The 19,155-nt window shown below is 47.2% G+C and carries 23 protein-coding genes and 2 other annotated features; all 23 genes read right to left on the bottom strand.

What is annotated here, in order from left to right; translation table 11 throughout:
- Positions 1–71: 71 nt before the first annotated feature.
- The 23 genes from PJK55_RS13985 to PJK55_RS13875 all read right to left on the bottom strand — a co-directional run bounded on the left by PJK55_RS13985 (position 72) and on the right by PJK55_RS13875 (position 19,043).
- Entirely contained in the window at positions 72–668 is a 597-nt protein-coding gene (locus tag PJK55_RS13985; RefSeq protein ID WP_074032423.1) for a class I SAM-dependent methyltransferase, read from the bottom strand.
- Positions 669–747: 79 nt separating this feature from the next.
- A complete protein-coding gene (rplL, locus tag PJK55_RS13980) occupies positions 748–1,116 on the bottom strand; it encodes a 50S ribosomal protein L7/L12 (RefSeq protein WP_074032420.1) in 369 nt (122 codons plus the stop codon).
- A 60-nt stretch (positions 1,117–1,176) separates the two neighbouring features.
- Positions 1,177–1,683: a 50S ribosomal protein L10 gene (gene rplJ, locus PJK55_RS13975; protein ID WP_214697119.1), complete on the bottom strand. Its 507-nt coding sequence runs from the start codon at positions 1,681–1,683 to the stop codon at positions 1,177–1,179.
- Positions 1,684–1,727: 44 nt separating this feature from the next.
- Positions 1,728–1,881: a sequence feature (ribosomal protein L10 leader region), on the bottom strand.
- Positions 1,882–1,940: 59 nt separating this feature from the next.
- The gene (rplA, locus tag PJK55_RS13970) at positions 1,941–2,627 is read right to left on the bottom strand and encodes a 50S ribosomal protein L1 (protein WP_074032415.1); all 687 of its coding nucleotides are present in this window, start codon (positions 2,625–2,627) and stop codon (positions 1,941–1,943) included.
- 94 nt (positions 2,628–2,721) lie between these two features.
- Positions 2,722–3,147, bottom strand: a complete 426-nt coding sequence (rplK, locus tag PJK55_RS13965; RefSeq protein ID WP_012727690.1) for a 50S ribosomal protein L11 — start codon at positions 3,145–3,147, stop codon at positions 2,722–2,724.
- A 147-nt stretch (positions 3,148–3,294) separates the two neighbouring features.
- Positions 3,295–3,846 carry a transcription termination/antitermination protein NusG gene (nusG, locus tag PJK55_RS13960; protein ID WP_012727691.1) on the bottom strand — a complete coding sequence of 184 codons (552 nt, stop codon included), beginning with the start codon at positions 3,844–3,846 and terminating at the stop codon, positions 3,295–3,297.
- A gap of 16 nt (positions 3,847–3,862) precedes the next feature.
- Positions 3,863–4,033, bottom strand: a complete 171-nt coding sequence (secE, locus tag PJK55_RS13955; RefSeq protein WP_074032412.1) for a preprotein translocase subunit SecE — start codon at positions 4,031–4,033, stop codon at positions 3,863–3,865.
- A gap of 34 nt (positions 4,034–4,067) precedes the next feature.
- Positions 4,068–4,214 (bottom strand): 50S ribosomal protein L33, encoded by a 147-nt coding sequence (gene rpmG, locus PJK55_RS13950; protein WP_026824819.1) that lies wholly within the window; start codon positions 4,212–4,214, stop codon positions 4,068–4,070.
- A 128-nt stretch (positions 4,215–4,342) separates the two neighbouring features.
- A complete protein-coding gene (gene sigH / locus PJK55_RS13945; RefSeq protein ID WP_031421852.1) occupies positions 4,343–4,984 on the bottom strand; it encodes an RNA polymerase sporulation sigma factor SigH in 642 nt (213 codons plus the stop codon).
- 210 nt (positions 4,985–5,194) lie between these two features.
- The gene (locus PJK55_RS13940) at positions 5,195–5,734 is read right to left on the bottom strand and encodes an NYN domain-containing protein (RefSeq protein WP_214761567.1); all 540 of its coding nucleotides are present in this window, start codon (positions 5,732–5,734) and stop codon (positions 5,195–5,197) included.
- On the bottom strand, positions 5,731–6,480 hold the full coding sequence (gene rlmB / locus PJK55_RS13935; protein ID WP_074032495.1) for a 23S rRNA (guanosine(2251)-2'-O)-methyltransferase RlmB: 750 nt from the start codon (positions 6,478–6,480) through the stop codon (positions 5,731–5,733). The genes PJK55_RS13940 and rlmB overlap by 4 nt, the downstream gene beginning before the upstream one ends.
- Positions 6,481–6,589: 109 nt before the next feature.
- On the bottom strand, positions 6,590–6,994 hold the full coding sequence (locus PJK55_RS13930) for a Mini-ribonuclease 3 (protein WP_074032405.1): 405 nt from the start codon (positions 6,992–6,994) through the stop codon (positions 6,590–6,592).
- Complete coding sequence (cysS, locus tag PJK55_RS13925) at positions 6,991–8,388, bottom strand: cysteine--tRNA ligase (RefSeq protein WP_214786178.1); 1,398 nt, start codon at positions 8,386–8,388, stop codon at positions 6,991–6,993. The genes PJK55_RS13930 and cysS overlap by 4 nt, the downstream gene beginning before the upstream one ends.
- The gene (cysE, locus tag PJK55_RS13920) at positions 8,357–9,046 is read right to left on the bottom strand and encodes a serine O-acetyltransferase (protein WP_271306194.1); all 690 of its coding nucleotides are present in this window, start codon (positions 9,044–9,046) and stop codon (positions 8,357–8,359) included. Before cysE ends, cysS begins: the two co-directional genes overlap by 32 nt.
- A gap of 51 nt (positions 9,047–9,097) precedes the next feature.
- Positions 9,098–9,305 (bottom strand) — a binding site (T-box leader).
- Positions 9,302–10,759: a glutamate--tRNA ligase gene (gene gltX, locus PJK55_RS13915; protein WP_271306199.1), complete on the bottom strand. Its 1,458-nt coding sequence runs from the start codon at positions 10,757–10,759 to the stop codon at positions 9,302–9,304. (Overlaps the previous feature by 4 nt.)
- 45 nt (positions 10,760–10,804) lie before the next feature.
- On the bottom strand, positions 10,805–11,278 hold the full coding sequence (gene ispF, locus PJK55_RS13910) for a 2-C-methyl-D-erythritol 2,4-cyclodiphosphate synthase (protein ID WP_224863697.1): 474 nt from the start codon (positions 11,276–11,278) through the stop codon (positions 10,805–10,807).
- Positions 11,275–11,955 carry a 2-C-methyl-D-erythritol 4-phosphate cytidylyltransferase gene (gene ispD / locus PJK55_RS13905; protein WP_271306198.1) on the bottom strand — a complete coding sequence of 227 codons (681 nt, stop codon included), beginning with the start codon at positions 11,953–11,955 and terminating at the stop codon, positions 11,275–11,277. Before ispD ends, ispF begins: the two co-directional genes overlap by 4 nt.
- A gap of 56 nt (positions 11,956–12,011) precedes the next feature.
- Positions 12,012–13,076 carry a PIN/TRAM domain-containing protein gene (locus PJK55_RS13900; protein ID WP_074032388.1) on the bottom strand — a complete coding sequence of 355 codons (1,065 nt, stop codon included), beginning with the start codon at positions 13,074–13,076 and terminating at the stop codon, positions 12,012–12,014.
- Positions 13,077–13,189: 113 nt separating this feature from the next.
- Positions 13,190–14,566 (bottom strand): DNA repair protein RadA, encoded by a 1,377-nt coding sequence (radA, locus tag PJK55_RS13895; RefSeq protein ID WP_074032385.1) that lies wholly within the window; start codon positions 14,564–14,566, stop codon positions 13,190–13,192.
- A 57-nt stretch (positions 14,567–14,623) separates the two neighbouring features.
- Positions 14,624–17,059, bottom strand: a complete 2,436-nt coding sequence (locus PJK55_RS13890; RefSeq protein WP_224863699.1) for an ATP-dependent Clp protease ATP-binding subunit — start codon at positions 17,057–17,059, stop codon at positions 14,624–14,626.
- Positions 17,060–17,083: 24 nt separating this feature from the next.
- Entirely contained in the window at positions 17,084–18,127 is a 1,044-nt protein-coding gene (locus PJK55_RS13885) for a protein arginine kinase (protein ID WP_271306193.1), read from the bottom strand.
- Positions 18,127–18,561 (bottom strand): UvrB/UvrC motif-containing protein, encoded by a 435-nt coding sequence (locus PJK55_RS13880; RefSeq protein WP_271306192.1) that lies wholly within the window; start codon positions 18,559–18,561, stop codon positions 18,127–18,129. The genes PJK55_RS13885 and PJK55_RS13880 overlap by 1 nt, the downstream gene beginning before the upstream one ends.
- 5 nt (positions 18,562–18,566) lie before the next feature.
- Entirely contained in the window at positions 18,567–19,043 is a 477-nt protein-coding gene (locus PJK55_RS13875) for a CtsR family transcriptional regulator (protein ID WP_214697106.1), read from the bottom strand.
- Positions 19,044–19,155 lie beyond the last annotated feature (112 nt).

Raw genomic sequence — 19,155 nt, 5'->3', positions numbered from 1 at the left:
AATTCCATTCCAATGGCATTTTATAATGTTAGCATATACGTTATGGCGAGTCAACAAGACTTCACCGTTTGTCAAGACCGAATTGCTCGGAAAATAAAGTAACCTTTTTCTTTCGCAATCGTTTCGACTTGACCAAACACCTCTTCTAATAATTTCTTAGCAGAAGGCGCTCCTTGTTTTTTCTGAATGACGACATAGATTGCTCCTCCATCGACCAAGTGCGCATGTGCTTCACGCAAGATCGTATGGACGACTTGTTTCCCCGCACGAATCGGCGGATTGGTGACAATGGCGGCAAACCGTTCTCCCCCCACCGCGTCATACGCGTGAGAAAGTCGTGTTTCGACCGTCACTCCATTACGGGCGGCGTTTTGCTCAGAGAGCGCCAGCGCACGCTCATTCACATCGATGAGCAAGGCTTCACGCCCAGAGGCATCGGCAAGCGAGATCCCCATCGGACCATAGCCACAGCCTACATCTAAAATACGTCCTGAGACATCAGGCACTTCAAACGACTCAATTAAAAGACGCGACCCAAAATCGACTGATCCTTTCGAGAACACACCGCGGTCCGAAGTGAAATGATACTGTTTCCCTCGCAACTCGTACGTCCATGTCTCCGGGGCACTTTCCGAACGTGGATCGTTCGTATAGTAATGATCTCCCATGCGTTGAACCTCCTAACCCTTTCTTCAAGGAAATAAAAGAAGCTCGCCATGGCGAGCTTCTATAGGTTGTGAAGTTGAATTACTTAACTTCAACAGATGCGCCAGCTTCTTCAAGCTTAGCTTTGATTGACTCAGCGTCTTCTTTAGAAACGCCTTCTTTGACTGGAGCTGGAGTTCCGTCAACGAGTGCTTTTGCTTCTTTAAGGCCGAGACCTGTGATTTCACGAACAGCTTTGATGACGTTGATTTTACCAGCGCCAGCGTTTGTGAGTACTACGTCGAATTCAGTTTTCTCTTCAGCTGCTGCGCCTGCGCCAGCACCTGCAACTGCTACTGGAGCTGCTGCTGATACGCCGAATTCTTCTTCGATTGTTTTTACGAGTTCGTTAAGTTCGAGAACCGTCATTGATTTGAGGTCTTCGATGAATTGCTCTTTGTTGAAAGCCATTATGGTTTTCCTCCTTTGATGTTGTGAAAAAGTTTTTTGAGTTACGCTACGCGACAAAAATTAAGCTGATTGCTCTTCTTTTTGTTCTGCGATTGCGTTTGTTGCGACTGCGAGCCCACGGATTGGAGCTTGAAGTACGCTGAGAAGCATCGAGAGAAGACCATCGCGTGATGGAAGTTCTGCAAGGGCTTTGATTTCTTCGAGTGAAGTCACTTTGCCTTCGATGATTCCGCCTTTGAGTTCGAGCGCTTTGTGCTCTTTCGAGAAGTCGTTCAAGATCTTCGCTGGAGCAACAACGTCTTCGTTAGAGAAGGCGATTGCTGTAGGACCAGTGAAGACTTCGTCAAGACCTTCGAAGTTCGACTGAGTAGCTGCGCGGCGAAGAAGACCGTTCTTGTAAACTTTGAACTCGATTCCAGCGTCACGGAGTGATTTACGGAGTGTAGTCACTTCTTCAACTGTAAGTCCACGGTAGTCAACAACAACTGTTCCAACGCTCGCTTGCATTTTCTCAGCGATTTCATCGACGAGTGCCGATTTCTGAGCTACGATTTTTTCGTTTGCCATGTGTTTGCACCTCCTAGTCAATTCTTATACCGGACGAGAGGCTGCTCTCCAAAAGAAATCCCTCGTATGAAGACATACGAGGGCGTAATTGTTTGAAAGTAAACCTGTGACAACAGGCTCAAGTTCGAGCAAAGACACCTCGGAAGGGTTTACGGACCGATGTCCACCTTCTGTCTACGGTAATCCAACATATTCGGTTGAACGTGTATTACTTTAACAGCGGCGTCACACGTTGTCAACAATTTATTTCAACAAGATTACTTAAGGAAATCCGCAGTCGCTACACGAATCCCAGGACCCATTGTAGATGAAAGCGCGATGTTTTTAAGGTAAGTTCCTTTTGCAGTAGCAGGCTTCACTTTCATGAGTGTTTCGAGGATTGTCTCGATGTTCTCAGTAAGTTTAGATGCTTCAAATGATTTCTTACCAACTGGAACGTGGATGTTACCAGCTTTATCAACACGGTATTCAACTTTACCAGCTTTGATATCCGCGATTGCTTTTTCTACGTCAAAAGTAACTGTTCCTGTTTTCGGGTTAGGCATGAGGCCTTTAGGTCCGAGAACACGACCAAGTTTACCAACTTCACCCATCATGTCAGGTGTCGCAACGATTACATCGAAGTCGAACCATCCTTGTTGGATTTTGTTGATGTACTCAGCGTCGCCAACGTAGTCTGCGCCAGCAGCTTCCGCTTCTTTCACTTTCTCACCTTTTGCGAAGACGAGAACTTTTTGTGTTTTACCAGTACCGTGTGGAAGTACAACGGCACCACGGATTTGTTGGTCTGCTTTCTTCGGATCTACGCCGAGACGGACAGCAACTTCGATTGTTTCATCGAATTTAGCAGTAGCTGTTTTTTGAACGAGCTCGACAGCTTCAGCGAGGTCGTATGACTTCGTGCGGTCAACAAGCTTAGCTGCTTCTTGGTGTTTTTTACCCATGATCTTTTCCTCCTTGTGGTTAGCGGAATTTCCTCCCACATAATGAAGGGATTGAAGGTGAGCAGTATTCACCGACAACCCCAGAGACTAACAATTAGTCTTCGATTACAATACCCATACTACGTGCAGTACCTTCAACCATAAGCATCGCTGTTTCTACAGATGATGCGTTAAGGTCAGGCATTTTAAGTTCAGCGATTTCGCGAACTTTGTCACGCTTAACCGTTGCTACTTTCTTACGGTTTGGTTCACCAGAACCACTCTCGATACCAGCAGCTTTCTTCAAGAGAACTGCAGCTGGTGGAGTTTTCGTAATGAATGTAAACGAACGATCTTCGTATACCGTGATGACTACAGGAATAATCAATCCGGCTTGGTCTTGTGTACGAGCGTTGAACTCTTTACAGAATCCCATGATGTTAACACCTGCTTGACCAAGTGCTGGACCTACTGGTGGTGCTGGGTTAGCTTTACCAGCTGGGATTTGAAGTTTAACGAGTTTAGAAACTTTTTTCGCCACGAGACACACCTCCTTAAGTCTAAAATGTGGTTTCTTGGACGTTGTGCGCCCTCCCACTCAATCTATTAGGTCGAGTTTGTACCGAAATATAGCACAACATCAAACATTTTCGATTGTACCATCCGTTTCACGGATTAGCAAGTGGGTTTAGTTAATTTTCTGAACTTGTTCGAAATCAAGCTCAATTTTTGTTTCGCGACCGAACATGTCGACCACGACTTTGAGCTTCTCTTTGTCGGCTTCAATCTCGTCGATTGTCCCCTCAAAGTTCTCGAACGCGCCTTCTTTCACGCGGACAAGGTCACCGAGCTCGTAGTTGTAACGATCTTTCTTCTCGATGAGTCCCATTTGTGACAAGACGTTTGTCACTTCGTCCGGTTGGAGCGGGATCGGTTTTGCACCGCCGCCCGTCGAACCGAGGAAGCCGGTGACGTTAGGCGTGTTGCGGACAACATACCATGAATCGTCAGTCATGACCATCTCTACGAACACATAGCCCGGGAAACTTTTGACTTCACGCTCTTTAATTTTCTTTTCGCCACTCTTTAATGTGACTTCTTCTTGCGTCGTTTCAGTCGGGACGAGGACGCGGAAAATTTTATCTTCCATGTTCATCGAACCGATTCGACGTTCTAGGTTTTCTTTGACGTTATTCTCAAAACCTGAGTACGTCTGGACAACAAACCATTGTTTCTCCACGGCTTTCACCTCTTCCTTAGTTAATCAATAAATTGACGAGATAGCTGACTCCAGTATCTACGCCGAACACGAACAGGCCAATCACGACAACAGTCGCGATGACGGTAACGGTATATTTCGTGAGTTCTTTACGAGTTGGCCAACTCGTTTTTTTCAACTCTTTCCATACGTCGCGCAAAAAGTTCATGGTAGCTTCCTCCTACATTGAATGCCAATCTACGTTACTTTGATTCTCGATGCATCGTATGCGCGTTACAGCGGCGACAAAACTTCTTCATTTCAAGCCGTGTCGACACACCATCTTTTTTTGTCGTCGAATACTCCCGAGACCCGCATTCTGAGCAAGCGAGACTTACTTTCTTTGCCATTCATAAGCGCCCCTTTCGACTACTCCCTCTTAAAAAAGAGCGAAAAAAAAACGCCTCCTGTAAATGGCGTCTACGGACAAGGCGCTGCTTTTAAAGTATCACATAGGAGGCACGCGGTCAATAATCGGTTAGCTCGTGAGCATCCGTACGTCGACATGACGTTCGAATTTCTTCTTCACACGCTGTAACGCATTATCAATCGATTTAACATGACGGTCGAGGTCGTCTGAAATCTCTTGATAAGAACGTCCGTCTAAATAAAGACGCAACACTTTCCGCTCGAGATCACTTAAAATCTCATCCATCTTCGCTTCCATAAACGTCTGTTCTTCTTGTGTCACAATGAGTTCTTGTGGATCAGTTGGATGTGGTGGCAAAATGACATCGAGCAACGTCCGGTCGGATTCCTCGTCGAAAATCGGTTTATCGAGTGACACATATGAGTTGAGCGGAATATGCTTTTGACGTGTCGCCGTCTTGATTGCCGTGATCATCTGACGAGTGATGCACATCTCGGCAAAACTTTTGAACGAGGCGAGTCGCTCGTCTTTATAGTCACGCACCCCTTTATAAAGACCGATCATGCCCTCTTGGACGATGTCCTCATGATCCGCACCAATCAAAAAATAAGAACGGGCTTTCGCGCGTACAAAATACCGGTATCGTTCAATCAAAAACTCAAGCGCGTCGCTATCCCCTTCGTTGCGCGCCAATAAGACCAACTCTTCGTCTGACATTTTTTCAAACTGTTCGTACGGCCATCCGTTCATGCTCGTTACCCCCCGGCGATTGATCCTGAACTATGTAAGGTTGTGTCCCATTATAGGACTCCCTACTCCTATGCGTCAAACAAATTTCTAAAAATTCCGTCAATTATATGCTGTGTAACTCATATATGTAATTAGTATACAACATTCCTTTGCAAAAAAATGTCAAAATCGAAACAAAGACGAGTCCATTTCATGAACTCGCCCGTGATTTCAATCACCTTTTGATTTACGACGTCGCATTTCTTCAAATCTTTCTTGAATATGCGGAGGGATATCGATCGTTTTTCGATTCGATTGTTCCTTCTCTAACGAGAGACGTTGTTGCTCAATCAGTGTTTTGGCATGCTTCCAATCTTTTAACAACTCGGTCGCGGGGACACGTAAGGCACCTTGGCCGAAAATGACCCACTGCTCGGTGAAATCATTCGTCGCGACGAATAGTGTGACAAGTCGGTTATCCACCAGTTCGTGCGCTCGCCGCTCGATCCACTCGTCCGCCGTCTCGTTCTCTTTCGTATAGACGACATCGACACGACTTCGTTTTTCTTTCGATTCACGACCGTAACGCATATGGGCATCAAAGACGACGGTGACTTCTTTTCCAGATACGGCCTGATATTCCGCCATCGCTTCAATTAACAAATTGCGCGCTTGATCAAAATCCATATCGCGCAAACTTCTCAAATGTGGCCACGCCCCGATGATGTTATATCCGTCGACAAGAAGGAGCTCGCGTTTTTGGATACTCATGCTAACGGGTTACGTGAGCGATGCACTTCATACAGAAGGAGTGCCGCTGCAACAGATGCATTGAGTGACGTGACATGACCAACCATTGGTAAATGAACGAGGAAGTCGCATGATTCACGCACGAGACGGCTCATTCCCTTACCTTCACTTCCGATGACCACGACAAGTGGCATATTCCCATCCAATCGACGATAGTCCTGACTCTCTTTCGCATCGGTCCCGACGACCCATAGTCCTTTTTCTTTCAATTCTTCGAGTGTCCGCGTCAAATTCGTCACGCGCGCAACCGGGATATGTTCAATCGCCCCAGTCGAAGCTTTGGCGACCGTTTGAGTTAAACCGACCGAGCGGCGTTTCGGGATGATGATTCCATGTGCGCCGACAGCATCCGCGGTCCGTAAAATGGAACCGAGGTTATGTGGGTCCTCGAGTTCATCTAGTAAAATAAAGAGCGGTGTCTCTTCTTTTGAAGCGGCGAGTGCGAACATGTCCTCGATGGTTTTATATTCATAGGCCGCGACGGCTGCCACGACACCCTGATGATGTTCACTGCCGGCCATCTTCTCAAGCTTTGTTTTCGGTACGAATGACACTTGAACGGATGCTTCATTCGCCATCGCAATGATTTGAGCGAGCGGGCCTTTTTGTTGCCCTTCCATGATAAATACTTTGTTCATGTCGCGACCGCTTCGAAGTGCTTCGAGTACAGGGTTTCGCCCGTAAAGGAAATCAATCCCTTCCTCCATCACGTCTACTTCCTTATAGTCCGGTCGTTCCGACTTTTGATGGCGTGAACGCTCTGGACGTTCCCCACGTGGGCGGTCAAACGTTCGTTTTTCCGCACCTCGTTTTCCGTCATGTCGTTTCGGTCGACTCGGCTTCGAGTCGTTCGAACGCTTGTTTGATGAGTTCTTCAAGACGATCCCTTCTTTCTGTTAAGTAGATATAGCCAATCAATGCCTCGAATGCTGTGGAATAACGATACGTATGGACGTCGACCCGCTTCGGAATCGAGCCTGATTTCGCATTTTTGCCACGTCTGACGACGGCTTGTTCTTCTTCCGTCAACACGTCCGTCTCTAGCCAATAGGTCACGACGCTCGCTTGCGCCCGCGCGTTCACATAACGGACGGCACCCCGATGCAAATCGTTCGGTCGCGTCAATCCTTGCTCGAGCAGTCTTTCTCGTACGGCCAATTCATATACCACGTCACCCATATAGGCGAGCGCGAGGGCATTCATTTGTTTCGGTTGCATCATAACCGCTTCCACCGAACCCCTTGGGCCGTGTCTTCGAGTTGGATGTTTTGTTCTTTCAGTAAATCACGAATCTCGTCAGCCCGGGCAAAGTTACGTGCCGCGCGTGCGTCGTTTCGTTCTTGAATCAATTGATCGATTTCAGCATCAAGCAGTTCTTTCTCTTCAGCGAGCGTCAATCCGAGCACACCTGTCAATTCGTCGAATAACGACAGAACTTGTTCGAGTGTCGCTTTTGCCACATGGTCCGCCTTGGCGTAAATGTTCGCTTCTCGTGCCAGGTCAAAGAGGACGGTCATGGCATTTGCCGTATTGATATCATCATCCATCGATTCGATGAACGACGTCTTGATTGCTTCCAGTTTCCGCTCCATCGACTCGCTCGGTTCACCAAGTCCAGCCGTTACCGATAAACGATATTCGATGTTTTGATACGCTTCTTTGATTCGACTCCAACCGTTCGCCGCTTGTTCAATTAGTTCACGGCTGTAGTTGATCGGATGACGATAATGGACGGACAACATGAAGAAACGAAGAACCATTGGGTCTACTTCTTTCAGTGCTTCGTGGACGAGCAGGAAGTTTCCGAGCGATTTGGACATCTTCTCATTTTCAATGTTGATGAATCCGTTATGCAACCAATAGTTGGCGAACTTCGCGTGGTTGCACGCCTCTGACTGGGCAATCTCATTCTCATGGTGTGGGAATTTTAAATCGTGACCTCCCGCATGGATATCGATCGTTGCCCCGAGATGCTTTTTCGCCATCGCCGAGCATTCGATATGCCAACCTGGTCGTCCTTTGCCCCACGGACTATCCCAAGAAGGTTCGTCCGGTTTAGCAGCTTTCCATAAGACGAAGTCGAGCGGGTCTTCTTTCTTTTCTCCTACATCGACACGCGAGCCTGCCCGTAAATCTTCGATCGATTGTTGACTTAGCTTCCCGTACGTCTCAAACTTCTTCGTCCGGAAATAAACGTCACCTTCTGCTTCATAGGCGAATCCTTCCGTCTCTAGCTGACGGATGAACTCGATAATCTCTTCCATCGTATCGGTAACGCGTGGGTGCACGTCTGCCGGTTGTACGTTCAATGCTCCCGTATCGGCCAAATAAGCCTCAATATAACGATTCGTCAACGTCTCTGTGTCTTCTCCAAGTTCGTTCGCGGTACGAATGATCTTGTCGTCTACGTCCGTGAAGTTTAGGACGTATTTCACCTCATACCCACGATATGTCAAATAACGACGAACCGTATCGAAGGCGATGGCCGGACGGGCATTCCCTACATGGATGTAGTTGTAGACGGTCGGTCCGCACACATACATGGATACTTTCCCCGGAACAATCGGGACAAACGGTTCTTTTTTATTCGTGAGACTGTTGTACAGCTGAATCATGCGTTTTCTCCTCCATCCGCTTTTCAAGCGTCGCTAATTTTTGTTGTAGTTCATCCACTGCCGCTTCTAAGCGTTCTTGACACTCGCGGTCCGGATCTGGGAAACGATGATCGAGGTCATGTTGCTTCACACGCTTCCCGTTTCGAATGACGACACGTCCTGGGATACCGACGACGGTCGAGTCAGACGGTACATCGTTCAAGACGACAGAACTCGCTCCGATTTTGACGCAATCGCCAACCGTAATGTTCCCGAGCACTTTTGCCCCTGCTGAGATGAGCACATCACTCCCAATTGTAGGATGACGCTTCCCTTTTTCTTTCCCCGTTCCACCGAGTGTGACGCCTTGATAAATGGTTACATCGTTCCCGATAATCGCCGTCTCTCCGATGACAACACCGAAACCGTGATCGATGAATACACGGTCACCGAGGACTGCACCCGGATGAATTTCAATCCCGGTCAACCAACGACTGAACTGGGCTAATAACTTGGCCACCAGCTTCACGTTACGTTTCCATAATCCGTGCGCGATACGATGTGCCCATATGGCGTGTAGTCCTGGGTACGTCAGTGCCACCTCTACTTTTGAACGAGCGGCAGGGTCTAATTCTAAGACAGTCCGTAAGTCTTCACGCATGCTGCTCCAAAATCCCATAATTGATATCTCCTTTTCGTATACAAAAACAAAGACGCCCCTGTGCCAAGGCACAGAGACGCCATAAGCGCGGTTCCACTCTGTTTGGGAAAAAGTGTTCCCCTCTCAAGTCTCGTTAACGCCGAGTCACGGCCTCGACTACGTATCGCCGAGACGGCTCCGAGGTGCACTTCTTCGGGGGACACATCTAGAACTCCCAGCCTAGGTTCTAGTCTCTGCAAAGTGTCATACCGCTTACTTTCCTCATCGATGCCTTTATGCCAATAAAGTTGTCAGACGTTTCAAGACACGCTCTTTTCCGATTAACGAAATCGCGTTCGGGAGCTCTGGTCCATGTGTTTGTCCTGTCGTCGCGACACGGATTGGCATGAACAAGTTCTTCCCTTTTTGACCAGTCGCTTTTTGCGTCGCTTTCGTCGCCGCTTTAATCGCTTCTGGTGTAAAGTCTTCGATTCCTTCGAGCTGTTGTTTGAACTCTGCAAGGACAGCGGGAACCGTTTCCCCTGAAAGGACAACATTCGCTTCCTCGTCATACTCGATCTCATCTTTGAAGAACAAGTCCGTCAACGCGACAATCTCCGCCCCGTGCGTCATTTGTTCTTTATACAATGCGATCAAGTTTGTTGCCCAATCTGCCTCCTCGACAGATACCGCCTCGGGTAATCGTCCTGCTTCTTGTAAGAATGGTAAACTGAGTGCCACTACTTCGTCAAGCGTAGCCTTCTTCATGTATACACTGTTGATCCAAGAAAGTTTTTGTTGGTCAAATACAGCCGGACTCTTCGACAAGCGGTTCGCATCAAACATTTCAATGAACTCTTCTTTCGAGAAGATTTCTTCTTCTCCGACCGGTGACCAGCCAAGAAGAGAAATGAAGTTGAAGAGTGCTGCTGGCAAGTAGCCGAGATCCGCATACTGCTCAATGAACTGGATGATCGATTCATCACGTTTTGACAATTTCTTATGTTGATCGTTATAGATGAGCGTCATGTGACCGAATTCAGGATATTCCCATCCAAGCGCGTCATATACCATCATCTGTTTTGGTGTGTTTGCGATGTGGTCGTCTCCACGCAAGACGTGGCTGATCTTCATCAAGTGGTCGTCGACAACAACAGCGAAGTTGTAAGTCGGAATCCCATCTTGTTTCACGATGACCCAATCACCAAAGTCTTTCGACTCGAATGAAACATCACCTTTGACGACATCCGTCCATTTATACGTCACGCCTTCAGGCACGCGAATTCGAATTGAAGGCTTGCGGCCCTCTGCTTCAAACGCTTCACGTTCTTCGACAGTCAGGTTGCGGTGCGCACCAGAATAACGCGGTGCTTCGCCGCGCGCGATTTGTGCTTCACGCTCTGCTTCGAGCTCCTCTGATGTCATATAGCATTTATAAGCAAGACCTTTGCTCATCAATTCGTTGACGTATTTCTCATAAAGTGAAAGACGTTCCATTTGATAATATGGGCCGTAGTCTCCATCACGGCCTGGACCTTCATCCCAATCGATTCCGAGCCACTCCAAATACTTCATTTGACTCTCGACACCATTTAATACATTTCGTTTTTGGTCAGTATCTTCAATTCGAAGAATCAATTTCCCGCCTGCATGACGAGCAAATAAGTAGTTAAACAACGCAGTCCGCGCATTTCCGATGTGGAGATGCCCCGTCGGACTAGGCGCATAGCGTACACGCACTTCACTCATAATAGTTCCACCTTTCTTCTCTTCTGCCCAAATAGTATACCATTTCTGTCAAGCCCGGTTGAGTAAGATTACCGCTTGCGCCGCGATTCCTTCTTCACGTCCTGTGAAGCCGAGCTTCTCCGTCGTCGTCGCTTTTACGTTCACCTGTTCGATGTCCGCTTCGAGTAGGTCGGCAATGACTGCTCGCATCTCATCAATATAAGGACGTAGCTTCGGACGTTGTGCCATGACGGTCGCGTCCACATTTCCGAGGACATATCCCTCATCCTTCACAAGTTGCCATACGTGGCGAAGCAATGCTTTCGAATCCGCATCTTTAAATTCCGGGTCCGTATCAGGGAAATGCTTCCCGATGTCACCTGCCGCAATCGCTCCAAGCGCTGCATCGGCAATCGTATGGAGTAACACATCCGCATCGGAATGACCGAGTAGCCCACGTTCATGTGGAATCTCGATCCCTCCTAAAATTAATGGACGTCCTTCCGCAAATGCGTGTACATCAAATCCTTGGCCAATTCTCATTGTAAGTCCTCCTTCGCTAAAATCGCATCACCAAACAGTAAATCCTCTGGCGTCGTCATCTTAATATTATGATAGTCTCCAAGAACGACTTGTACCGTTTCACCAAGCCATTCGAATAAACTCGCATCGTCCGTTCCCATCATCTGTTGTTCGACCGCCCGTTCATGTGCCGCCAAAATCGACTTGGCTTGAAAAGCTTGCGGCGTTTGCGCCAACCATAGATTTTCCCGAGGAACCGTTCGTTCGATTTGATGACATTCGACTTGTTTGACTGTGTCTTTGACCGGTACTGCTAAAATGGCACCACCTTGTAATGCCGCTTCTGCCACTTGATGCAGCTGTTCACGTTTTACAAAAGGACGGGCACCGTCATGAATCATCACAATCGTATCGGGTGCAACCACCTTAAGCCCCGCATGGACACTCTGTTGTCGTTCTTCCCCACCTGTTACATATGTAATCGGTGTTTCGACTTGTGCCGTGATCGCTTCAAACCAGTCACGTTCCTCTGGACGAATCGCCAAAACAATCCGTTCACACCACGGATCGGTATCGAACGCTTGTAACGTCCACGCGATAATCGGTTTGTCACGGAGCGACAACATGAGTTTGTTCGCATCCGCGCCCATTCGTTTTCCTCTTCCCGCAGCCGGGATCACAACTGTATAAGATACTATGTCAAACACCTCTCTTCGTGAAAAAAGAGAGCGCTCACGCGTCTCTTTTTTGTTCGTTATTCAGGACGAGCAAAAATCATTCGGCCTGCAGATGTCTGCAGCACACTCGTCACGACGACAGGAAGCGTCTTCGAGATCAACTTACGTCCACCTTCCACGACGACCATCGTCCCGTCTTCGAGATAGGCAACACCTTGATTTTGTTCTTTCCCTTCTTTAATGACAGTGACAACCATCTCTTCGCCAGGGATGACGATTTGTTTGACGGCATTCGCTAAGTCATTGATGTTCAAGACTGGAACATTTCGCACTTCACAGACTTTGTTTAAGTTGTAGTCGTTCGTGACGACAATCCCATTTTTCAACTCTGCCAACTTGATTAATTTGATATCGACTTCTGGTACATCTTCAAAGTCCCCATCGTAAATTTCAACTTGGATTCGTTTGTTCTCTTGCAGTTCTTTTAAAATATCAAGTCCACGACGACCGCGGTTTCGTTTTAATGTGTCAGATGAATCCGCGATATATTGAAGTTCTCCGATGACGAACTGCGGAACAATCAATGTGCCTTCCACAAATCCGGTCGTGGCGATATCTGCGATACGACCGTCAATAATGACGCTCGTGTCTAAGATTTTATCATTCGAACGTTGTACCGGTTCAGCCGCCGGTTTCTCCCGCTCACTCTTTACAAATAGTTTGATCCATTCGTTACGCTTCCGATACCCGACCGCGAAACCGAAGTAACCAAACAGCGCCGTGACAAAGATTGGAACGATCTTACTCAGTAAGAAAATATTCGTTACTTCAAGCGAGACACTGATCAAAAAGGCAATCAAGAGCCCGATAATGAGGCCAATCGAACCGAATAAAATATCCCCTACCGGTAAACGGACGAGCCGTTCTTCGACAAAACGAATAAATGCAACAACACCATCGGTTAAGAATAAACTAAGAATGAAGAAGATAAGTCCACCAATCAAACTTGCTACGTATGGAATCGTTAACCATTCCGGCACATTCATGCCGAGGTCTCCTAATAATAACGTCGCCTCGATAATTCCGAACCAACCTACGACGAGCCCAATCAAAATAAATCCGATTCGTACAGCAATCTTCACTCATTCCACCTCCTTCTATATGAAATAAAATTTCAAAAATAACACTTTCATTGTAACATGCTTTTTTCAATCACGTTCGTTACAAAGCGTTAAAAACTGCCATTGGCGACCCGTTAAAACGGGATCGCCAACTGCAGTGCTTCGTCTACCGTTCCGACGCCGACTACTTCAATCCCTGCCGGAGCGGTCCATCCACCCATGTTGTTTTTCGGAATGATGGCACGTGTGAATCCTAATTTTGCGGCTTCGGCGACACGTTGTTCAATCCGTGATACGCGTCGCACTTCTCCAGTCAATCCGACTTCACCGATGCAGACATCCGTCGGACGAGTCGGGCGGTCGCGGAAACTCGAGGCAATCGAGACACAAATCGCGAGGTCAATCGCAGGCTCATCTAGTTTGACGCCACCCGCCGCTTTTAAGTAGGCGTCTTGTGTCTGAAGCAATAAGCCAGAGCGTTTCTCAAGGACGGCCATCAGAAGCGCGACCCGGTTTTGGTCGATTCCCGTCGCCATACGTCTCGGGTTACCGAATGATGTTGGCGAGATGAGCGCCTGTAGTTCGACGAGCACTGTCCTTGTCCCCTCCATCGAAGCGACGACCGTCGAACCGGACACACCGGCGGTTCGTTCTTCTAAAAAGATTTCGGACGGGTTTAGGACTTCTTCTAGCCCACTCTCTTTCATCTCGAAGATCCCGATTTCGTTCGTTGAACCGAAACGGTTTTTCACCGCGCGTAAAATACGGAACGTATGATGGCGCTCCCCTTCAAAGTAAAGTACCGCATCGACCATGTGCTCGAGTAAACGTGGACCTGCAATCGATCCTTGTTTCGTTACGTGACCGACGATGAACACAGCAATCCCTCGTGTTTTTGCAATCTTCATGAGCGCTGCTGTACATTCTCGTACTTGTGACACACTTCCTGGCGCCGATTGAATTTCATCCATATATACCGTCTGAATCGAGTCGATGATGACGAATCCGGGTTGTTCTTCATCAATGACGCGTTCGATCATCAACATGTCTGTCTCAGCGAGCACAAACAAGTCTTCGGTCGGTAAGCCGAGACGTTCCGCCCGCAACTTTGTCTGCTTGAGTGATTCTTCACCTGAGATATAGAGCACTTTTTTACCACTATGAGCTAGATGTGCACTGACCTGTAACAGAATCGTCGACTTCCCGATTCCCGGGTCCCCGCCGACTAAGACGAGTGAGCCCGGCACGATCCCCCCACCGAGCACACGGTCAAATTCACGACTATTCGTGTGCACGCGTGTCTCTTCTTGTGAGACGACGTTTGCGAGTCGTTCTGGCTTCAATTGTCGAGATGAACTATGCACAAACGCTGCGCCGCGTTTGGCTTTCTTCTCTTCGACAAACTCCTCAACGAGCGTATTCCATTCATTACAACCTGGACAACGTCCCATCCATTTGGCTGACTCATATCCACACGATTGGCAGACGTATTTCGTTTTAATTTTTGCCATAAGCTTCCTTCCTGTCTAAAAAAAGCTCCCTCATAAACAACGAGGGAGCTGAATGATTTACTGAACCACACCTTCGTTACGAACGACAAACTCTCCATCTTGTACGTCGAGCGCAACTTTACTGCCTCTAGCGATTGTGCCGCCGAGCATTGCTTCTGAGAGGCGATCTTCCACTTCTCGTTGAAGGGCACGACGGAGAGGGCGAGCCCCGTATTCCGGATCGTAGCCGACTTCGGCAATCTTGTCGAGCGCCGCATCCGTCAAGCTGAAATCAACTCCTTGTTCGGCAAGACGTTTCTTGAGTGTCTCTGCCATAAGTTTGATGATTTCTTGAATGTGCTCTTTTTGAAGTGAATGGAAGACCGTGATTTCGTCAATCCGGTTCAAGAACTCAGGTCGGAACGCCTTTTTCAGTTCCTCGAGTACTTTATCCTTCATTTCCGTATATTCACGTTTCACATCATCTTCGACTGTGAATCCAACATATTTATTACGTTGAAGCGCTGCGGCTCCGACGTTTGACGTCATGATGATGACCGTGTTTCGGAAGTCGACCGTGCGACCTTTTGAATCCGTCAAGCGACCGTCGTCAAGCACTTGAAGTAAGATGTTGAACACTTCAGGGTGCGCTTTTTCAATTTCATCGAGAAGGATGACCGAATATGGTTTCCGGCGTACTTTCTCTGTCAATTGACCGCCTTCTTCGTAACCAACATAACCAGGAGGCGAACCAACGAGACGGCTCGTCGCATGTTTTTCCATGTACTCTGACATGTCGATTCGAATAATCGCATCCTCATCCCCAAACATCGCTTCGGCAACTGCGCGAGCGAGTTCGGTTTTCCCGACTCCGGTAGGTCCAAGGAAGATGAATGAACCGATTGGACGTTTTGGATCTTTCAAGCCAGCCCGAGCCCGACGAATGGCGCGAGAAATCGATTTCACCGCATCGTCTTGACCGATGACACGGTTGTGAAGAATTGATTCGAGTTTGAGGAGACGGTCTGTCTCTTCTTCGGCAATCTTCGTGACCGGCACACCTGTCCAGTTTGCGACAACTTGAGCGATATCTTCTTTCGTCACTTCAAGTTTTTCGTTTCCTTGCTTGTTCTGCCATTCTGCTTTCAACTCTTCTAACTCATCGCGTAACTTTTGTTCTGTATCACGGAGAGAAGCCGCTTTTTCAAACTCTTGGCTTTGAACAGCAGAGTCTTTTTCTTTACGAATCGATTCAAGGCGTGACTCCAACTCTTTCAAGTTCGGTGGTGCCGTGAACGAACGAAGTCGTACTTTTGATGCCGCCTCATCGACGAGGTCAATCGCTTTGTCCGGTAAGAAACGATCCGAGATGTAACGGTCAGACAGAACGACCGCCTCGTGAATCGCTGTGTCCGTAATCGTTACGCGGTGATGCGCTTCATAACGATCGCGCAACCCGAGTAGGATTTGTTCAGCTTCTTCTGTTGTCGGTTCATTTACTTGAATTGGTTGGAAGCGTCGTTCAAGCGCTGCATCCTTTTCGATGTACTTCCGGTACTCATCAAGTGTAGTCGCCCCGATACATTGAAGTTCACCACGAGCCAATGACGGCTTGAGGATGTTCGACGCATCAATCGCACCTTCTGCACCACCCGCACCAATCAATGTGTGCAACTCGTCAATGAAGAGAATGACGTTTCCTGCCTGACGAATTTCATCCATTACTTTTTTCAATCGATCTTCGAACTCACCACGATATTTCGTACCTGCTACGAGTGTACCCATGTCGAGTACCATCACTCGCTTATTGCGAAGTGTTTCAGGTACTTCGTTGTTAATGATTTGTTGAGCGAGACCTTCGACTACTGCCGTTTTCCCGACACCTGGCTCTCCAATAAGAACCGGGTTGTTTTTCGTACGACGAGATAAGACTTCAATGACACGTTGAATCTCCCCTGCGCGGCCGATGACCGGGTCTAAACGTGACTCACGTGCTTGTTGCGTCAAGTCGCGTGCCAATCCATCAAGTGTTGGGGTTGCAGCGCTCGCGCCTGGTTGCGAAGCATTTGAAGAAGACTCCGTGTTACCGAGAAGCTGTAATACTTGTTGACGCGCTTTCGTCAAACTGATTCCAAGGTTATTGAGGACACGTGCTGCGACACCTTCGCCTTCACGAATCAATCCAAGAAGGATGTGCTCCGTTCCAACATATGAATGTCCTAGTTTTCGTGCCTCATCCATCGAGAGTTCAATGACCTTTTTCGCACGTGGTGTGTAGTGAATCGTCGATCCATTCTCAGAACCGCGTCCAATCAATGATTCTACTTCTTGTTGAATTTTTTCAGAAGTCAATCCGAGAGCGAAGAGCGCTTTTGCCGCAATCCCTTCTCCTTCACGAACCAATCCTAATAAAATATGTTCTGTCCCAATATTATGATGGCCAAGACGTACTGCTTCCTCTTGTGCTAAAGCTAATACGCGCTGTGCTCGTTCTGTAAATCGTCCAAACATCATTGACAAAACCTCCTTGTAGTTGGATCAAACTAAGCCTTGATCTAACGTTCGACGAACGAGGGTCGCTCGTTCTCGATCCCGTTCTTGCGTAGATAATGTTTTCCCGAAATGTTTTTGTAGAAAACCTGATTGTAGCCGAACAATGAGTTCATGAAACTTTGGTGGACTCCAATCAGACAAAATCCCTAGGTCACTCGCTAAATGTAAATCAGATAATCGTTCGATGGCTTCAGTAGAAGATAGTAATTTAGCATATCGCAAAATACCATATGATCGATAAAATCGATCTTCCAACTCTTCCTGTCGATTCGCAACGAGTTCTTCACGCGCATGACGCTCTGCTTGAATCACTTGTTCTGTGACTTCCATAAAGTCAGCCAGTAACTGTGACTCGTGACTCCCTAATGTCCGTTGATTCGACAGTTGGAACAAGCGACCCGCCGCATCACTACCTTCACCATAACGACCTCGAATCGTATAGCCAAGTTTTCGAAGTTCTCGCAAGATTGGACTGATTCGTCCCGTTAAGGTGAGTCCCGGCAAGTGTAACATGACCGAGGCACGAAGTCCTGTTCCGATATTGCTTGGACATGTCGTCAAATAACCTAACTGTTCATCAAACGCATACGATAGGGATTCTGCACATAACGCATCAACTTGTTTCGCTAATTCAAACGCCTCTTTCACTTGATATCCTGGAAGTAGCGTTTGAATGCGTAAATGGTCTTCCTCATTAATCAATACACTAATTGTTTCATCTTCACTTAAGAAGACCGCACTCTCTTCATTGGTTGCAACGGCTGGGCTAATGAGGTGTTTCTCCATCAACGCCTGTCGTGTCACTTCATCATAATCACGCATATGAAGATATTCGAATCCTTTCAACCCACGTAGACGCCCTTCTAGACGATCACAAAGCTGACGTTCTCCTTCTTTAGAAAGTACGGGAGAGAATACCGTGTCTTTGACATTACGTGCCAGTCGAATTCTTGTAGAAACAACCAAATCATCGAGCTTGGCACGTTCTTTCATTTTTGGACCAAGTGGATGTTTTAGGAAAGTTTCCATCAGACATCTCCCTGCCCTTCTAATTGCTTCATTTCTTTTTGAATGCGTGCTGCCCGTTCATAATCTTCTTGTTCGACAGCGCGGTTCAACTCCCCTGCCAACTTTTCGAGCCGTTCTTCAATCCGTTCATGTGGCGTGCGTAACTGGTCAGGGATTGAACCGATATGATGATCGTGTCCTTGTTGATATTGACGAGTGATTTTAATCAATTCATCCCGAAATACGGTATAACATGTAGTGCATCCTGCTTTTCGTACGCGCAATAGGTCTTGGCGTGTCATCTGACAAGTCGGGCATCGCTTCACGACTGGTACATATCCTGTCATCAGTTCTACCGTACATTGTCGACATAATCGTTTTTTTACGGGTACATCTTGTTCCATCACAACGACTTCATTGACAGCAGGTCGTTGTTTACAACGTTCGCATAACATACGACTTATCCCCCATTACGATAACGAAGTACTTTCATCAGTGCCAGCAATTGTTGACGTCGAATAAAAGAGCGATCATCAACTTGTAAGTTTAATGCTTCATCTGATAAGAGATGGTAAATCAATTGCGCTTCTTGTTCGTGCATCATTTGTTCTTCCACTAATCGCACGAGCACATTTTCAACGAGTTGTTCATTCAGACGTGGATGCTCATGAATGACATCCATCAAACTAGAGAGCACATCTTGTTTTTCATGTAAGATGACGCGTCGGATCCGAATATATCCACCGCCACCTCGTTTACTTTCTACTAAATATCCTTTTTCGACGGTAAAACGTGTGTTGATGACATAATTGATTTGGGATGGGACACATTCGAATCGTTGCGCGATATCTTGGCGTTTAATCTCGATTGCATTTGCCTGACTTTCCTTCAATACTTGCTTCAAATACTGTTCGATAACATCCGAAATATTTCTCATCTCCACCACCCTCTGACCATCTTTGACTTTTGACTATATTTTATCATTGATTTAAAAAAAGGCAAACGAAAAGCGATGCTCTCATAGAGAGCACCGCCAATCAATAAAAAAA

This window comes from Exiguobacterium sp. MMG028, assembly GCF_027947425.1.
GTDB classification, from domain to species: Bacteria; Bacillota; Bacilli; order Exiguobacteriales; family Exiguobacteriaceae; genus Exiguobacterium; species Exiguobacterium aestuarii_A.
The sequence above is the reverse complement of the archived record's forward strand: the minus strand, read 5'-3'. Positions and strand labels throughout refer to the sequence as shown.

Excerpts from the sequence above, each read along its gene's own strand:
- PJK55_RS13985 (WP_074032423.1), bottom strand. The coding sequence starts at position 668 with ATGGGAGATCATTACTATACGAACGATCCACGTTCGGAAAGTGCCCCG.
- rplL (WP_074032420.1), bottom strand. The coding sequence starts at position 1,116 with ATGGCTTTCAACAAAGAGCAATTCATCGAAGACCTCAAATCAATGACG.
- rplJ (WP_214697119.1), bottom strand. The coding sequence starts at position 1,683 with ATGGCAAACGAAAAAATCGTAGCTCAGAAATCGGCACTCGTCGATGAA.
- rplA (WP_074032415.1), bottom strand. The coding sequence starts at position 2,627 with ATGGGTAAAAAACACCAAGAAGCAGCTAAGCTTGTTGACCGCACGAAG.
- secE (WP_074032412.1), bottom strand. The coding sequence starts at position 4,033 with ATGAACTTTTTGCGCGACGTATGGAAAGAGTTGAAAAAAACGAGTTGG.
- rpmG (WP_026824819.1), bottom strand. The coding sequence starts at position 4,214 with ATGGCAAAGAAAGTAAGTCTCGCTTGCTCAGAATGCGGGTCTCGGGAG.
- sigH (WP_031421852.1), bottom strand. The coding sequence starts at position 4,984 with ATGAACGGATGGCCGTACGAACAGTTTGAAAAAATGTCAGACGAAGAG.
- PJK55_RS13940 (WP_214761567.1), bottom strand. The coding sequence starts at position 5,734 with ATGAGTATCCAAAAACGCGAGCTCCTTCTTGTCGACGGATATAACATC.
- rlmB (WP_074032495.1), bottom strand. The coding sequence starts at position 6,480 with ATGGAGGAAGGGATTGATTTCCTTTACGGGCGAAACCCTGTACTCGAA.
- PJK55_RS13930 (WP_074032405.1), bottom strand. The coding sequence starts at position 6,994 with ATGATGCAACCGAAACAAATGAATGCCCTCGCGCTCGCCTATATGGGT.
- cysS (WP_214786178.1), bottom strand. The coding sequence starts at position 8,388 with ATGATTCAGCTGTACAACAGTCTCACGAATAAAAAAGAACCGTTTGTC.
- cysE (WP_271306194.1), bottom strand. The coding sequence starts at position 9,046 with ATGGGATTTTGGAGCAGCATGCGTGAAGACTTACGGACTGTCTTAGAA.
- ispF (WP_224863697.1), bottom strand. The coding sequence starts at position 11,278 with ATGAGAATTGGCCAAGGATTTGATGTACACGCATTTGCGGAAGGACGT.
- radA (WP_074032385.1), bottom strand. The coding sequence starts at position 14,566 with ATGGCAAAAATTAAAACGAAATACGTCTGCCAATCGTGTGGATATGAG.
- PJK55_RS13890 (WP_224863699.1), bottom strand. The coding sequence starts at position 17,059 with ATGATGTTTGGACGATTTACAGAACGAGCACAGCGCGTATTAGCTTTA.
- PJK55_RS13885 (WP_271306193.1), bottom strand. The coding sequence starts at position 18,127 with ATGGAAACTTTCCTAAAACATCCACTTGGTCCAAAAATGAAAGAACGT.
- PJK55_RS13880 (WP_271306192.1), bottom strand. The coding sequence starts at position 18,561 with ATGTTATGCGAACGTTGTAAACAACGACCTGCTGTCAATGAAGTCGTT.
- PJK55_RS13875 (WP_214697106.1), bottom strand. The coding sequence starts at position 19,043 with ATGAGAAATATTTCGGATGTTATCGAACAGTATTTGAAGCAAGTATTG.